Below are 15877 nucleotides of genomic sequence, written 5' to 3'. Positions count from 1 at the left end.
GCTGAACACGGATTCACCTACACTACTCTAACTCTTCGTTTCGGTACGCAGAACCGATCAAACTTTTGCTGGAAATGCTCTAATCACAGTAGCGAGCGCGCGGCGGTAGATGCCGCGCAGCCTCACTCGACACGCTTGGCGATCACGGCTGCAGATGTGCCGGGCACCTCTGAGATCGTGTAGGCTTGCTGCACCGACGCCACAATGCGCGCGGCGTCTTCGCGGCTCGCCGCATGCACAAGGGCAATCGGCTGGCCCGCTTCCACCTTCGTTCCCAAGGGCAAAATCGCCGACAGGCCAACGCGATGATCGATCTTGTCGCTTGGATGACGACGACCGCCGCCGAGTTCGACAACCGCCATGCCTAGATCGCGCGCCTGACAGGTTGAGAGCCAGCCGCTTTTGGGCGCGGGCACTGGGACGACATGCGGGGCTGTTGTCAGATACTGCTCAGGACGCTCCACAAAATCTACCGGACCGCCGAGCGCCGACACCATTTGCCCGAAGCGTTCAAGTGCGCGACCTGAAGAGAGCGCATCACGCGCCATTGTTTCGGCCTCTGCGAGCGTCGCCGCCACGCCACCCTGAACCAGCATTTCCGCGGCAAAAGCGAGAATCAGTGTTTCAATGCGCGTGCCGGTTTTCCTGCCATTCAGGAAATCGAGACAGTGGATGATTTCAAGCGTGTTGCCGGCGGCGTCCGCCAGAGGCTCGTTCATGTCGGTGATGAGTGCCGAGGTTTTGACACCTGCGCCATTCGCCACCTGAACCAGGGCGGAGGCGAGTAGCTCAGCCTCTTCGGCGCTCAGCATGAAAGCGCCGCTGCCGAATTTGACGTCGAGCACCAGCGTTTCAAGCCCGGCGGCGAGTTTCTTGGAGAGGATCGAGGCCGTGATCAGCGGGATCGAATCGACTGTCGCCGTCACATCGCGAATGGCATAGAGCCGCTTGTCGGCAGGCGCCAGATCTCCCGTCTGGCCGATAATGGCGCAGCCGACGTGCCTGACCGTGTGGCGAAACAGGGCCTCATCTGGCATCACATCATAGCCCGGAATGGCTTCGAGCTTGTCCAGCGTCCCACCGGTATGACCAAGACCGCGTCCGGATATCATCGGCACGGCCAGCCCGCACGCTGCCACGATGGGTGCCAGCATCAACGAGACATTGTCTCCGACGCCCCCGGTCGAATGCTTGTCCGAGATCGGTTTGCCGATGTCGGCCCAGGACAGCACATCGCCGCTGTCGCGCATCGCAAGTGTCAGCGCAACCGTCTCCTCGCGCGTCATGCCGCGAAAGAACACCGCCATGGCAAAGGCTGCTGCCTGTCCCTCTGAAATAGACCCGTTGGACAGTGCCGCGATAAAATCTGCGATCTCGGTAGCGGCCAGCGTCTCGCCATCACGCTTGCGGCGGATGATCTCTTGCGGGATCATGAGGCGTCAATATCCGGTTGCAGCTTTGGCTGGCTCTCCACCCGCAAGCACATTCAAAACATCATCCAGCAGGCTGGAGGCGCCGAAGCGGAAGGTGGAGGGCATCGCCCAGTTGGGCTGCATGATGGTTTCTGCCAGACGCAGATAAAGCGTCGCATCGGCAACGGTGCCGATGCCACCGGCAGGCTTGAAGCCAACCTTCTTCCTGCTGTCGCGGATGACCTGCAGCATGATGTCTGCCGCCTCAAGCGTGGCGTTGACGGCCACCTTACCGGTGGAAGTCTTGATGAAATCAGCGCCTTCGGCGATGGCAATCTCGCTGCAGCGACGGATGAGGTTCTTGTCCTTCAACTCGCCGGTTTCGAGGATGACTTTCAGCAGGATCGGCTCGGGGCAAGCTTGGCGAACTGCCGCCACCATCTCCGCAACCGCGGCTTCATCGCCTGCGATGAACTTGCGATAGGGAATGACCAGATCGATTTCATCTGCACCGTCGGCGATGGCGCGCTCGGTTTCCGCGACGACGGTGGCGACATCAAGATCGCCGGAAGGAAAATTCACGACGGTCGCGATGCGGATCGAATGATTGTTGCCGAAGGCCGCACGCGCCTGGGCGACGAAGCGCGGCCAGATGCAGATGGCCGCCGTGTTGCCAAACTGCGTATGGGCTCTCTGGCAGAGGCTTGCAATCTGCTCCGGCGTGCAATCGTCTTTCAGATTGGTCAGGTCCAGCAAGGACAAAGCGAGGCTGGCTGCTTCGCGCGGGCGCTGAAGTTCCATGCTTAGTTTCCTCCCGAAATCATTTCCGTTAAAACGGCGGCAAGACGTTTGCCGCCAATCGGAGCCATGTCCTTGGTCTCGTCATGGCTCAGTTCGGCGCCGGTCATTCCGGCACCGTAATTGGTAATAACGGAAGCAGCGGCAACGCGCATCCCGAAAAAGCGCGCAAGGATCACTTCCGGTACGGTGGACATGCCCACAGCATCGGCACCAAGCGTGCGCGCCATGCGAATTTCGGCGGGCGTTTCGAAGCTTGGGCCGGAAAACCACATATAGACGCCGGAAAACAGCGGGACGGTCGCACGGATCGCCGCATTGCGCATGGCAAGCGTCAAATCCGCATCGTAAGCGCTGGTCATGCCGACGAAGCGCTTGTCGCTCTCCTCGCCGATCAGCGGGTTCATGCCCGAATAGTTGATGTGATCGGTAATCTGCATCACAGAACCGGGCGGCATATCCTGGCGAACCGAGCCCGCCGAGTTGGTGAGAATCAGGGATTGGACACCGATACCGGCCAGCGCCTCGATCGCCGGACGCATGGCGGATGCATCGCCCTTTTCATAATAATGAACGCGTCCTGACAGCATGATGACCGGCTGGCCACCAAGATAACCCGCGACCAACTCACCTGCATGGCCGGAGACAGCACTTTCCGGAAAGCCTGGAATATCCCCATAGGGAATGCGGATCGGGTCGGTCACATCGTCCACCAGCGCACCGAGGCCTGAACCGAGCACGATGGCTGTGCGGGGAACAAGCCCATTCAGCCGTTCCACCAAAACGTCGATGATCGCGTGATCCATCTTACAACTCGGTCTTGAAGCTGAAGGGCAGAAGTTCGTCCATGGTCATCACCTTCTGCACGCCGCTCTCGTCGCAGAGATAGACCTTGGTCTCGGGCGTGGCGAATTCGGCAATCTTCTGGCGGCAGCCGCCGCAAGGCGGGCAGAGCGCCAGCTTTTCTGCGATGACCGCGATTTCCTTGATCTGCTTGGCGCCGCCCATCACCATGGCGCTGATGGCGGAAGGCTCCGCGCACCAACCCTGTGGGAAGGACAGGTTCTCGATATTGGCACCCTTATAGACCTTGCCATCTTCGGCACGGATGGCAGCGCCTACCGGAAACTTCGAGTAGGGCGCGTGGGCAAAGCCCATGGCCTCACGGGCGGCTTCGAAGAGCGCATGTGTCGTCGGTTCGTTCAGCATCAATCAACGCTCCTTGGAGTAGGCAACGCCACCGGCCTTCGGCGGTTTTGCGACGCCGATGAAACCGGCAAGCAGAATGCAGGTGAGGATATATGGCAGCGCCTGGAAGATCTGCACCGGCACTTCGCCAATACCGGGGATTGCCTTACCTTGCATGAAGTTCGCCATCGCATCGAGAAAGCCGAACAGCAGGCAGGCGAACATGACCGGGACGGGTTTCCACTTGGCGAAGATGAGCGCTGCCAGTGCGATATAGCCCTTGCCGGCGGACATGTTGGCGATGAAGGCGGCCGATTGGGCCACGGCAAGGTAGGTACCGGCGAAGCCGCACAGGAAACCGGCGACGATGACGGCGCGGAAACGCATCCATGCCACCGAAATGCCGGCTGTATCGACGGCACCCGGATTCTCACCGACAGCACGCAGACGAAGACCGAAGCGCGTGCGGTAAAGCACCCACCAGGAAATCGGCACCGCGAGGAAGGCGAGATAGGTCAGGATATTGTTGCCGGAAATCACGTTGGCATAAAGCGGACCGATGAAGGGCACGTCGCGCATCATGTCCGCACCCGGCAGAATGATCGGCGTGAAGCGGCCTTCGCCGGTGATCTGCGGCGTGCGCCCCCCTTGGCCGAACCAGGCCTGGCCGAGAACGACGGTGAGACCGGCTGCGACGAAGTTCAGGGCGACGCCGGAAACGATCTGGTTGCCGCGATTGGTAATGACGGCAAAGCCATGCACCAGCGAGAAGAAGATCGATATGCCGACACCGGCGGCAAGCCCCGCCCACGGGTCCTTGGTCAGATAGGCAACGCAAGCGGATGCGAAGGCGGCCGCCAGCATCTTGCCTTCCAGGCCAATATCGAACACGCCGGCGCGTTCGGAAAACAGGCCGGCAAGCGCGGTAAACAGCAGCGGAATGGTCAGGCGAACGGTCGAACCGAGAATGCTGACCAGCATGTCGAAGGTTTCCATAGCCTTACCTCTTCACAAAGTTTTGGTAGATGCGCACAAGCGCGGGGCGATACATATATTCGAGGGCACCGGCAAACAGGATCACCAGACCCTGGATGACGACAATCATCTCGCGGGTGATGTTGGGCATTTCAAACGAAAGGTCCGCGCCGCCCTGATAAAGAATGCCGAAGAGCAAGGCTGCAAAGACGATCCCGAGCGGATGGCTTCTGCCCATCAGCGACACGGCAATCCCGACGAAACCGGCACCGGCCACAAACTCCACCTGAAGACGCGCGGATGCCCCCATGACCGGATTGAGTGCCATCATGCCGGCCAGACCGCCGGATATCAGCATGGCGATGATGACCGTGCGTGAATAGGGAATACCTGCATAGACCGCAGCCGAAGGGCTAATGCCGAGTGTGCGCATCTCATAGCCGAGCTTGGTACGCCAGATCAGCACCCACACCAGAAACGCCATGACGAGCGCGATGATAAAAGACACGTTGAAAGGCGCGGGACCGAGCTTGAGCCCGAAGAGTGCCATCAGCCAGTCGAGCTTCGGCAATTGCCCGCCCGGAAGAAACGTGCGTGTCTCCGGCGCCATCTTGCCCGGCACGATCAGCACGTTGACGAGGAGATACACCATCAGGGCTGCAGCAATGAAGTTGAACATGATGGTGGTGATAACCACGTGGCTGCCGCGTTTGGCCTGCAGCCAGCCGGGAATGAACGCCCATGCCGCGCCGAAGAGTGCCGCGCCGATTACGGCAAACGGCATCGTGACATACCAGGGAACGTAACGATCGAGCGTGAGCGCTACGAGCGCCGCACCCAGACCACCAATATAGGCCTGGCCTTCGGAGCCGATATTGAACAGCCCGGCATGGAAGGCGACAGCGACCGAGAGGCCGGTAAAGATGAAGCTCGTCGTGTAGAACAGGGTGAAGCCGATGGCGTCACCGCGCCCAAGCGCACCTTCGATCAGCAGACGAAGTGCTGCGAAGGGATCTTCGCCGATCGACCAGACGACGAGGCCCGAGATGAAAAAGGCGGTCAGGAGGTTCAGAAACGGTAGGAGGCCGTAATTGATCCAACCGGGAAGGGGTACGGAAGCTGTACTCATATGTATTTGGCCTTATGCGGCAATGCCGGCCATCATCAGGCCAAGCGTCTGTTCTTCGGCTTCCGCCGTCTTTTCTCCGACAACCCGACCCGCGAACATGACTAGAATGCGATCCGAAAGCGAACGGATCTCATCCAGCTCGACGGACACAAGCAGGATCGCCTTGCCAGCATCGCGCATGTCGATGATGCGACGATGAATGAATTCGATGGCACCGATATCGACGCCACGCGTCGGCTGACCGATAATCAGCATGCTCGGATCGCGCTCGATCTCACGCGCAACCACGATTTTCTGCTGATTGCCGCCGGAAAAATTCGCGGTCTTCAGCCGGGCGTTCGGTGGGCGGATATCGTATTTCTCGATCTTTTCGGCAGCATCCTTGCGGATCGCTTCCGGATCGAGAAACGGACCTTTGCCGTAACGCTCATCACGATGGTAGCCGAGAATGGAGTTCTCATATTCCTCGAATTTCAGAACCAGGCCCATATGGTGCCGGTCTTCGGGAATGTGGGCAAGACCAAGTTGACGCAGGATAGCCGGGTCGACCTTCTCCACCTGCTTGCCATTGATCAGAATTTCACCTGAATGCGGCTTTCGGATACCGGCGATGGCTTCCAGGAGTTCGGACTGGCCGTTTCCGGCAACACCTGCAATGCCGACGATCTCGCCAGCGCGGACATCGAAGGACACATTGTCCACCATCGTCACGCCACGGCTGTCTTTAACCGTCAGGTTACGAACCGAGAAAAGAACATCGCCAGGATTGGCTTCGCGCTTTTCCACCCGAAGCAAAACGCGGCGACCGACCATCAACTCGGCTAGTTCCTCGACCGTGGTTTCAGACGTCTTGCGCGTCGCTACCATCTCTCCGCGGCGCATGACGGATACCTCGTCGGTGATCGCCATGATTTCCCGCAGCTTGTGGGTAATGAGGATGACTGTCTTGCCCTGGTCGCGCAACACGCTCAGAATTTTGAACAGATGATCGGCTTCCGCAGGCGTCAAAACGCCCGTTGGCTCGTCGAGGATCAGGATCTCCGCGCCGCGATACATCGCTTTCAGGATTTCCACGCGCTGTTGAAGACCGACCGGCAAATCCTCGATGATTGCATCCGGGTTGACCTCCAGGCCATACTCATCTTCCAGACGCTTCAGCTCTTTGCGCACAGCGGCCGTGCCCTTGGACAGAAGCGCACCGCCTTCCGCACCGAGCATGACATTTTCCAGCACGGAGAAATTCTCGACCAGCATGAAGTGCTGATGCACCATGCCGATACCGGCGTCGATGGCTGCCTGGCTGTCCTTGATGGCAACGGGCTTGCCGTTGACGCGGATTTCACCGGAATCGGCCTGGTAGAAGCCGTAGAGGATCGACATCAGGGTCGACTTGCCAGCACCGTTTTCCCCGATGATCCCGTGGATCGTACCCTTGGCAACGGTCAGATTGATATTTTTATTGGCGTGAACGGCACCGAATTTCTTGTCGATGCCCACGAGCTCGATTGCAGGGTTCATACTCAAACCGAAACCTCTCCGAAGGCTGGATATGAAAAGGGCGCAAGATGAAAAACATCATGCGCCCCAGTCAAATATCATATCATTTCGGGCAGGAATTGTCCGACATGTAGTCGTGAACCTTGACGGCGCCGGAAATGATATCGGCCTTCGCCTTATCGGCTGCAGCCGCCATTTCAGGCGTGATCAGAGCCTTGTTGTTGTCGTCGACAGCATAAGCCACGCCATCTTCCTTGACGCCGAGCGCGTTGACGCCAGCGGTGAACTTGTCGTCCTTGACGTCCTTGAACGCATTGTAGACGGCGAGATCGACGCGCTTGACCATCGAGGTCAGAACGGAGCCCGGATGAAGATGGTTCTGGTTGGAATCGACGCCGATCGAGAACTTCTTGTTGTCGGCTGCAGTCTGCAGAACGCCAAGACCCGTCGCACCGGCTGCCGCGTAAATGACGTCCGCGCCCTGGTCGATCTGGTTCTTGGTCAGCTCACCGCCACGCACCGGGTCGTTCCATGCTGCACCCGTCGTGCCGGTCATGTTCTGGAAGACTTCGATCTTGTCGTTGGCTGCCTTGGCGCCCTGGGCGTAACCGCAGGCGAACTTGCGGATCAGAGGAATGTCCATGCCGCCGATGAAGCCGACCTTGCCGGTCTTGGAAGCCATGCCAGCAAGAAGCCCGACGAGGTAGGAGCCTTCTTCTTCCTTGTAGACGACCGAGCGGACGTTCGGCAGGTCGACAACGGAGTCGACGATCACGAACTTGGTGTCGGGAAACTCAGCAGCCACTTTCTCCATGGCGGAGGTCCATGCAAAGGACACGGCAACAACCGGGTTGAAGCCGCGGCTTGCAAAGTTACGGATCGCCTGCTCGCCCTGCGTATCGCTGGTCGGCTCGAAATCGCGGAACTCTGTGCCTGTTTCAGCCTTGAACTTCTCGGCACCTGCAGCGGCAGCCTCGTTGAACGACTTGTCGAACTTGCCGCCCGTTCCGTAGACCAGTGCAGGCTTGATATCCGCAGCCAAAGCGGAAGCCGACATCGCAGCAAGCGCGAAAAGCGTCAGAAGGGATTTTTTCATTTTGCAGCCCTGTTGTTGCAGTTTAATTTTATAAAAAGGGTCCTCCCGCAAGCCCTTATGCTGGGCATGTTCTGCGGAAAAGCCAGCCCATAAGGCTGAGCGTGGGGAGTATCCTTGCACGGCTGTAAGAAAAATTCACCCGTTTTTTTTGCCCGGTGGAAAACCTCTTTTCTGGTGGTTTTTTAATCTCTTCCGCCGGGCAGTTGCTGCACAACTAGGCGATGTTGCAGGTCACTCCGGTACCCCTCAACCCGCAATAGCCGCCAGGGTTTTTGGCCAGATATTGCTGATGGTAGTCCTCGGCGTAATAGAAGATATCCAGCGGCTCGATTTCGGTGGTGATCTTCGGACGATGCCCCGCAGCCTCCAACGACTGCTGGAAGACATCGCGGGCCGCCTTGGCCTCGGCAAGTTGCGCATCATTCGTCGTATAGATCACCGAACGATATGTGGTGCCGACATCGTTGCCCTGGCGCATGCCCTGCGTCGGGTCATGTTCCTCGAAGAATATCTTCAGAAGCTGGGCAAGCGTCACTTGCGAGGGATCGTAGACGACCTTGACCACTTCCGCGTGGCCGGTCAGGCCTGTTGTCGTTTCCTGATAAAGGGGGTTGCGGGTAATGCCGCCGGAGTAGCCGACAGCCGTCACGTAGACGCCGGGTGTCTTCCAGAACAGCCGCTCCGCGCCCCAGAAACAGCCCATCCCCAGATAGATCGTCTCCAGGCCTTCAGGGTATGGCCCTTTCAGGCTTCTGCCATTGACGAAATGATGCTCTGGGACAGCGACCGCCTCGTCGCGACCCGCAATCGCGGTTTCAGCTGTTGGCATAACGGTCTTCTTGGAAAGAGTGTCGAATCCAAACATTGCAGTCTCCCTGCGGCGATCGGCGCCGCGCTCCGGTCATTTGCCGTGCGGGATGCTGGTATCGTCAGGCCGCAAAACGACCATGCGGTCTTGGCTTCCTGTAACCCGCCATCCATGACAGCAGAGAGAGACCAAGGAGAACCGCGAAGGCAGGGACGGCATCCAAGCCGTTTTCGATCCAGCGCCACGCTTCCGGATGAATATAGTGTGCCGTCATGCTTTCTGCCATGGCGAGCGAGGAAGGAAAAACCTCAGCCCAGCCTTCGCGAAAGCTTAAAAGATCGATGGACGAAGTCGAAACCGAACGGATGGAATCGAAGACGCCGACAGCGATGGCGCATAGAAGAAGCAGGAAGCTGAAAAACCGCAACAATGCTTTCATGGCAGGACTCCCCGGCACACGTTAAAACGGGACAGCCGCCATTGAGACGACATTCTCTAGGTTCTGGATAAGGTCCGCGAGCGTGGTTTGCAATCTCCTCGTAACCAGCCTTTTCACAGACATTTTAAAAAACTGTCAGAATCGGGTTGATCGCGGCGAATTCATCGGTATATATCGCGCCGTTCCAGTGATTTGCATTTCCCAAAACATGCAGATTGTAATGAAGGACAGGTGGCCGAGTGGTTTAAGGCGCACGCCTGGAACGCGTGTGTGCGTGAAAGCGTACCGTGGGTTCGAATCCCACCCTGTCCGCCATCTCACAACAATAATTTTCCGACCATTTTAGATCTGACATCTGGAAGCCCGCTGCTCTCCGGTATCGTCGATCGTCGCTCAGCGCCCCATCAAGTCAGCCCAAGAGTGGGATCTGATACCGATTCCCCAAAATTAAACTTTGTCCATATTACCAAAACTTAAGGTGATTTTGCCGTGAGATGATGTTTCCTGATCCTTGCAAGGTCTCTCCGGTACGCTGGCGTGTCGCGGCCTTCTCTCCAAGTCGGATCGCCCGCATGAAAAAGCTCTGGATACTCGTCAGCATTGTCGTTGTCGCCGCTGCGGCCGCTTGGCCGTTCCGCGACTCCATACCCTATGTGAAATCGCTGCCCTTCGTTGCGTCGCATGGGCAGGCGACGCGCATTGCTTCCAACGCAGACGGCAAGCCCGAGGGTAAGGGTGGCGAAGCGCAGCCTGGTGGTGGGCGTGAACATTCCAGGGGCCAAGGTGGCGGTCGTCGCAATGGCGGGCCACCGGCGGTCTCCACCATCGCTGTAGAAGAAGCGACACTGCCGATGGATGTCGAGGCGACAGGCTGGGCCGTGGCAGCGGATTCCACCAATATCGCCCCACGCGAGCAAGGTACGGTGTCCTCGGTCGCAGCCACAAGCGGCCAGGAGGTGAAGGCTGGCGATCTCATCGTCAAGATGGACGATCGATCCGCCAGCGCTGCCGTTGCCAAGGACAAGGCCAATATCGCCGCCGATCTTGCAAGCGTCGCCCAGGCGCAAGCTGCCTTCGATCGCGCATCCGCGCTGGCCAGGCAGAGTGCTGAATCTCAACAGGTGCTGGAGCAGGCCCGTGCGACACGCGATTCCGCTGCAGCCAAGGTCGATGCCGACAAGGCGACCCTCCAATCAGACCAGGCGATCCTTGAGGATACGGAAATCCGTGCGCCATATAATGGCCGTCTCGGGATCATCACTATCAGCCACGGCGCCTATCTCAGTGCTGGCGTGACGATTGTCAGCATCACCCGCTACGACCCGATCTTCATGCAGTTCCGGCTGCCGCAACGCTATTTGACGCAACTCCATGAAGGTCTGAAAAATGGAGCGACGGTTGATATCGATCCGGTTGCGACAGGCGGAACGCCCGTCTTGGGCAAGCTTGCACTGTTCGACAACTCTGTCGATCAGGCCTCAGGTACAGTGCTCGTCAAGGCCGAGTTCAAGAACGACAAGGGTCTGGTCTGGCCCGGCCAGTCTGCCAATGTCACCGTCCACTTCCAGTCCAATCAGAGGCAGATCGTCATCCCGACGGTTGCCTTGAGAGCAGGCGCAAGTGGGTCGTTCGTCTACACGGTAGATGACAATCATAAGGTTCACGTCACGCCCGTCGAGGTCGCCCGCTCGAACGGTGACATGACCGCCATTGCCGGCGGTATCTCGGTCGGTCAAAAAATCATCGTGGAAGGTCAGTCGGAACTGACGGACGGGCAGACGGTGGTCGACACGCCGAGAGCCACGGCCGATCAGGCAAACAAAGTCGCCCAGATTGCTCCTGCCGGGGAGAATGCCCAGTGATTGCGCGCTTTTGTATCCATCGGCCCGTTGCTACCATTCTCCTTGCAATCGGACTGACGCTCGCCGGCTTTGCGGGTTACAGGCTTCTGCCTGTGGCGGCCCTTCCGAAAGTGGATTTTCCGACGATCAACGTATCGGCGTCGCTGTCCGGCGCTTCGCCGGAAACAATGGCGACGTCGGTCACGACGCCGCTCGTCAAGCAGTTCGAAACGATCCCAGGCATCAGTGAAATCAGCGCGAGCAATACCCTCGGCAACACCTCCATCGTCATCCAGTTCGATCTTAATCGCGATATCGATGCCGCGGCCGCGGACGTGCAGGCCGCTATTTCGCGCGCGCAGCGCCAGTTGCCGAGCAATATGACGACAGCGCCGAGTTATCGGAAAACCAACCCGGCGGATGCGCCGGTTCTGCTTCTTGCCGTCAACAGCAAGGAGATGCCGGCCAGCAAAGTGGACGATATTGCGGAGAACGTGATTTCGCCGCTGCTGTCCACCATTTCAGGCGTAGCGCAGGTCAGCATCTATGGTGCCAAGACCTATGCGGTACGGGTGGGTCTTGAGCCCTCTCTCTTGCAAGCGCGTAACATCGGTGTCGATACGGTCACGACAGCGATCGCCCAAGCCAATAATCAGGTGCCTGTCGGTGCGCTACAAAATCAGAGCCAGCGCCTGACGATCGATGCCGATACGCAAAGAACCAACGCGGACGAGTTCAAGTCGCTGGTCATCGCGACCGCAAACGGCGCGCCGGTCCATTTGGGCGATGTCGCCAATGTGCAGGATGGCGTGGATAACCCGGATTCGGGCAGCTCGTTCGATGGCGAGCCTGCCATCATTCTCGCGGTCCAGCGCCAGTCGGATGCCAACACCGTCGATGTGGTGAAAGCCATTCAGGACAAGCTGCCGGCGCTACGCGAGCAATTGCCGCCCTCGATCAACATTCATGTGATGAACGACACGTCGGTTGCCATCAAGGATGCAGTATCCGACGTTCAGTTCACGCTCCTCCTGACGATCGCTCTTGTCGTTCTGGTCATCTATCTCTTTACCGGCCACCTGACGGCGACTATCATTCCCGGCCTTGCCGTTCCCCTGTCGCTGATTGCCGCTTTCGGCGCCATGTATGTTCTTGGTTATAGTATCGACAATATTTCGCTTCTCGGGCTGACATTGTCCGTCGGCCTGGTGGTGGATGATGCGATCGTCATGCTGGAGAATATTCTGCGCCTGCATGAAGAGGGCCTTCCCATGCGCGAGGCGGCGCTGAAAGGTGCCGAGGAAGTCAGCTCGACGATTCTATCGATGTCGATTTCGCTTGTTGCAGTGTTCATCCCTATTCTCCTGATGGGTGGGGTGGTCGGTCGCCTGTTCAACGAATTCGGCATGGTCGTGACGCTTGCAATCATGGCATCGGCGTTGGTGTCCTTGACGGTCACGCCCATGCTCGCCTCGCGCCTGTCGTCGCATTCGTCGAGGCCGCCAGCGATAATCCGCTGGTTCAATGCCGGCTTTGATCGCACACTTGCCGTCTATGACCGGTCCGTCGGGTGGTGCCTGCGTCATCGCGGCTTTGTTCTTCTGTGTTTCCTCGGCTCTGTAGCCGCGTCCGGCCTGCTGTTCTGGACCCTGCCGTCCAGCTTCTTCCCTCAGGAAGACATTGGCCAGCTATCGGTCTCGACCCGCGCCCGTGAGGATATCTCCTATGCGGCCATGAACGATCTGCAGAATCAGGTGGCGGCGGCGATCCGCGCCAATCCCGCAGTTCTGCACCTAACCTCCATCGTCGGCGGTAACTCTCGCAGCCCGCTCAATAACGGCTCCATGTTCGTGCAGTTGAAGGCGAAGGAAATCAGAGAGCCGCTATCGCAGACGTTGGCGGAGCTGACGAAGGCGACCGCCAAGATCCCGGGCATCAGGACCTACATTACGCCTCAACAGAGCCTGCGCTTCGGTGGACGCAGCTCCGCCTCGCAGTATCAGCTTGTGGTGCAGGGCTTGAGCGCCGATGCCACGAGCACTTGGTCGGGCAAACTGATGGACCAGATGCGCAAGGATCCGACCTTCACATCCGTTACATCCGACGCGCAGAACGGCGCGATTGCCGCAACCATCGTGGTCCATTCGGAAAAGGCTGCAGCCTACGGCATCACCAATGATCAGCTGCGCAAGACGCTGGAGATGGCCTTTGGCGGATATGACGCCGCGCAGATTCAATCGACCGGCAACAGCTACAACGTGATCGTTGAGTTCGATCGCTCCAAGCCTTGGACCGATGATTTCCTGCGCGACATCAATATCCTCTCCACCAAGACGAACACCCTGGTGCCGCTGTCGAACTTTGCCTCGGTGGAGCGCAAGCCGGCACCCGTCACCATCAACCAGACCGGGCAGCTTGTCTCGACCACCATTTCGTTCAACCTGCCGGACGGCGTTTCGCTCAGCCAGGCCATGCAACGGATCGACCAGATCAAGACGCAGATCGATCTGCCTGCGGACGTCTTCACCACCTATGGCGGTACGGCAGCGATCTTCCAGCAGTCTCAGGGCAATACCGGCCTGCTGATCCTGGCGGCGGTGCTGACCATCTATGTGGTGCTTGGCGTTCTCTATGAAAGCTTCATCCACCCGCTCACCATTCTGTCGGGCCTGCCGGCAGCGGCCTTTGGCGCGCTGCTGGCGCTGGAAATCATGGGGATGGATTTCTCCATCATCGCCCTTATCGGTCTCTTGATGCTGATCGGTATCGTCAAGAAGAACGCGATCATGATGATCGATGTGGCGGTCGACAATATGCGCAGCAAGGGGGAAGAGGCGGCGGTTGCCATCCACGAGGCCTGCGTGCGCCGTTTCCGCCCGATTATGATGACGACCTTCTGCGCGCTTCTCGGTGCGCTGCCGATCGCACTCGGCTCCGGTGCCAGTTCGGAGCTGCGCCAGCCGCTCGGCATTGCCGTGGTTGGTGGCCTGCTGGTGTCGCAGGTTCTGACGCTCTTCATCACCCCCGTCATTTTCGTCGAGATGGAGCGGGCAGGCCGGGGTGTCGGTCGGCTGTTCTCCAGGCGTCACAAGGTTGCGCATGAGGTCAATACTGAAATCCATAGCAAGCCAAACAAAGCGGTTGCGTGATGATGGAGATCAGTAGAGACAAAAAAAGCCCGGTTTCCCGGGCTTTTAAGAAATCGGACGTGCTCAGTTCGTTGGCATCGGTGCTGCCAGTGCATTGGGATCGGGCAGCGGGGCCGGATTGTCGGAAAGGGTGCGCAGATAGGCGATCAGGTCGGCGCGCTCGGTTTCCTTCTTGATACCCGCAAAGCCCATCGCGGTGCCCGGAACATGCTTCTTGGGCGCTTCAATGAAGTAGCTGAGGTGGTCGTAATCCCACTTCTCGGAGCTGCCCTTGGAGAAGTCTTTCATGCCTGCGGAATAGCTGAAGCCTTCGTGGCTTGCGATCGGGCGGTTGACGACGTCGTAAAGGTTAGGGCCGACTTTATTGGGGCCACCCTTGTCCCCGGTGTGACAGCTCGTGCATTTCTTGAAAACGGTTTCGCCCTTGGCGGCGTCTGCAGTTGCAAGAAGCTTTGCAATCGGCGTTGCAGGCGCCTCGGCAGCGCCCCCAGCGGCCTCGCCACCGGATGTCTCTGCAACGATCGTATAGCCTTCCTTTTCCGGGGCAGCGGAATGAAAAATCCCGTCCGACGCTATCGATACCGTCATAAGGACGAAGACCGTGCCAAGAAGGGCACCGACCGCCATGTTAACCCGTGAATTCATTGATTTGCGCTCCCTCACAACCGTTTGCTTGAAACGGGCATCTTGAAATTGCGTGAAAGCTATGGCTTTTGCACAGCCTGCGCAACTTGAATATGCTCTCCGCCCCGTGACGTATTGCCACTTTTCCGGCGGAATTTGAAGGGTGTCGGATGAATAATCGAAATTTCGAAAAAGCCATCGTGCTTATTCCCGCGCGAATGGCCTCGACCCGCCTTCCGGGCAAACCTCTGGCCGATATAAACGGCAAGCCGATGATCGTTCAGGTTGCCATGCGCGCCCGCGAAGCCGGTGCCGAACGCATCGTCGTTGCGGTCGATGATGAGCGCGTTTTTCAGGCCGTCAACGATGCCGGTTTCGATGTCATCATGACGCGTCATGATCATCAATCCGGTTCCGATCGCATCTATGAAGCCTTGCAGAAAGCCGATCCGGACGGTCGCGCCGAGTTCGTCATCAATGTTCAAGGCGACCTTCCGACCATCGAGCCGGAAACGATTCGCGCCTCGCTTCTGCCCATGGACGATCCGGATGTCGATATCGCCACGCTGACCGTGCCGATCACCGACGAGGATGAAAAGACCAATCCGAGCATCGTCAAGATCGTCGGTAGCCCTGTTTCCGAGACCCGTCTTCGTGCTCTTTATTTCACCCGGGCAACCGCACCTTACGGCAACGGTCCGCTCTATCACCACATCGGGCTTTACACCTACAGGCGTGCGGCGCTGGAGAAATTCGTGTCGCTGAAGCCGTCTGTTCTTGAGCTTCGTGAAAGCCTTGAACAATTGCGCGCGCTGGAAGCGGGAATGCGCATCGACGTGGAAATCGTCCATTCGGTTCCGCTTGGTGTCGACACGCAGCCGCAGCTCGAAATGGCCCGCAAAATCCTTGCCAACAGATAGA

At 58.5% G+C, this 15877-nt stretch carries 14 protein-coding genes and 1 tRNA gene; 4 read left to right on the top strand and 11 right to left on the bottom strand.

Translation table 11 applies throughout. The annotated features are described in order from the left end of the window. Positions 1–122 precede the first annotated feature (122 nt). The 10 genes from deoA to QZ862_RS20735 all read right to left on the bottom strand — a co-directional run bounded on the left by deoA (position 123) and on the right by QZ862_RS20735 (position 9342). Positions 123–1433: a thymidine phosphorylase gene (deoA, locus tag QZ862_RS20780; protein WP_296101596.1), complete on the bottom strand. Its 1311-nt coding sequence runs from the start codon at positions 1431–1433 to the stop codon at positions 123–125. A gap of 6 nt (positions 1434–1439) precedes the next feature. Continuing rightward, positions 1440–2213, bottom strand: coding sequence for a deoxyribose-phosphate aldolase (deoC, locus tag QZ862_RS20775; RefSeq protein ID WP_296101595.1), 774 nt, complete (start codon positions 2211–2213; stop codon positions 1440–1442). A 2-nt stretch (positions 2214–2215) separates the two neighbouring features. Beyond that, entirely contained in the window at positions 2216–3016 is an 801-nt protein-coding gene (locus tag QZ862_RS20770; RefSeq protein ID WP_296101594.1) for a purine-nucleoside phosphorylase, read from the bottom strand. Between the two features lies 1 nt (position 3017). Continuing rightward, positions 3018–3419 (bottom strand): cytidine deaminase, encoded by a 402-nt coding sequence (locus QZ862_RS20765; protein WP_112955415.1) that lies wholly within the window; start codon positions 3417–3419, stop codon positions 3018–3020. A gap of 3 nt (positions 3420–3422) precedes the next feature. Further along, positions 3423–4394, bottom strand: a complete 972-nt coding sequence (locus QZ862_RS20760; protein WP_296015858.1) for an ABC transporter permease — start codon at positions 4392–4394, stop codon at positions 3423–3425. A gap of 4 nt (positions 4395–4398) precedes the next feature. Further along, a complete protein-coding gene (locus QZ862_RS20755) occupies positions 4399–5502 on the bottom strand; it encodes an ABC transporter permease (protein ID WP_296015860.1) in 1104 nt (367 codons plus the stop codon). A gap of 12 nt (positions 5503–5514) precedes the next feature. Then, positions 5515–7026 carry an ABC transporter ATP-binding protein gene (locus tag QZ862_RS20750; RefSeq protein WP_363315960.1) on the bottom strand — a complete coding sequence of 504 codons (1512 nt, stop codon included), beginning with the start codon at positions 7024–7026 and terminating at the stop codon, positions 5515–5517. 76 nt (positions 7027–7102) lie between these two features. Beyond that, positions 7103–8095 carry a BMP family ABC transporter substrate-binding protein gene (locus QZ862_RS20745; protein ID WP_296015861.1) on the bottom strand — a complete coding sequence of 331 codons (993 nt, stop codon included), beginning with the start codon at positions 8093–8095 and terminating at the stop codon, positions 7103–7105. Positions 8096–8309: 214 nt separating this feature from the next. After that, positions 8310–8960, bottom strand: a complete 651-nt coding sequence (gene msrA, locus QZ862_RS20740; protein ID WP_296101593.1) for a peptide-methionine (S)-S-oxide reductase MsrA — start codon at positions 8958–8960, stop codon at positions 8310–8312. A 64-nt stretch (positions 8961–9024) separates the two neighbouring features. Then, positions 9025–9342: a hypothetical protein gene (locus QZ862_RS20735; RefSeq protein ID WP_296015868.1), complete on the bottom strand. Its 318-nt coding sequence runs from the start codon at positions 9340–9342 to the stop codon at positions 9025–9027. Between the two features lie 225 nt (positions 9343–9567). Between QZ862_RS20735 and QZ862_RS20730 the strand changes: the two genes are divergently transcribed. The 3 genes from QZ862_RS20730 to QZ862_RS20720 all read left to right on the top strand — a co-directional run bounded on the left by QZ862_RS20730 (position 9568) and on the right by QZ862_RS20720 (position 14332). Next, positions 9568–9657 (top strand) — tRNA-Ser (locus tag QZ862_RS20730). 257 nt (positions 9658–9914) lie between these two features. Then, positions 9915–11204, top strand: coding sequence for an efflux RND transporter periplasmic adaptor subunit (locus QZ862_RS20725; RefSeq protein WP_296101592.1), 1290 nt, complete (start codon positions 9915–9917; stop codon positions 11202–11204). Continuing rightward, the gene (locus QZ862_RS20720) at positions 11201–14332 is read left to right on the top strand and encodes an efflux RND transporter permease subunit (RefSeq protein WP_296101591.1); all 3132 of its coding nucleotides are present in this window, start codon (positions 11201–11203) and stop codon (positions 14330–14332) included. The genes QZ862_RS20725 and QZ862_RS20720 overlap by 4 nt, the downstream gene beginning before the upstream one ends. A gap of 63 nt (positions 14333–14395) precedes the next feature. Here QZ862_RS20720 and QZ862_RS20715 read toward each other — a convergent pair whose 3' ends face one another. Beyond that, a complete protein-coding gene (locus QZ862_RS20715; RefSeq protein WP_296101589.1) occupies positions 14396–14977 on the bottom strand; it encodes a cytochrome c family protein in 582 nt (193 codons plus the stop codon). Positions 14978–15126: 149 nt separating this feature from the next. Between QZ862_RS20715 and QZ862_RS20710 the strand changes: the two genes are divergently transcribed. After that, a complete protein-coding gene (locus QZ862_RS20710; RefSeq protein ID WP_296015876.1) occupies positions 15127–15876 on the top strand; it encodes a 3-deoxy-manno-octulosonate cytidylyltransferase in 750 nt (249 codons plus the stop codon). Position 15877 lies beyond the last annotated feature (1 nt).

Source organism: uncultured Agrobacterium sp. (assembly GCA_913777615.1).
In the GTDB taxonomy this organism is placed as follows: domain Bacteria; phylum Pseudomonadota; class Alphaproteobacteria; order Rhizobiales; family Rhizobiaceae; genus Agrobacterium.
The sequence above is the reverse complement of the archived record's forward strand: the minus strand, read 5'-3'. Positions and strand labels throughout refer to the sequence as shown.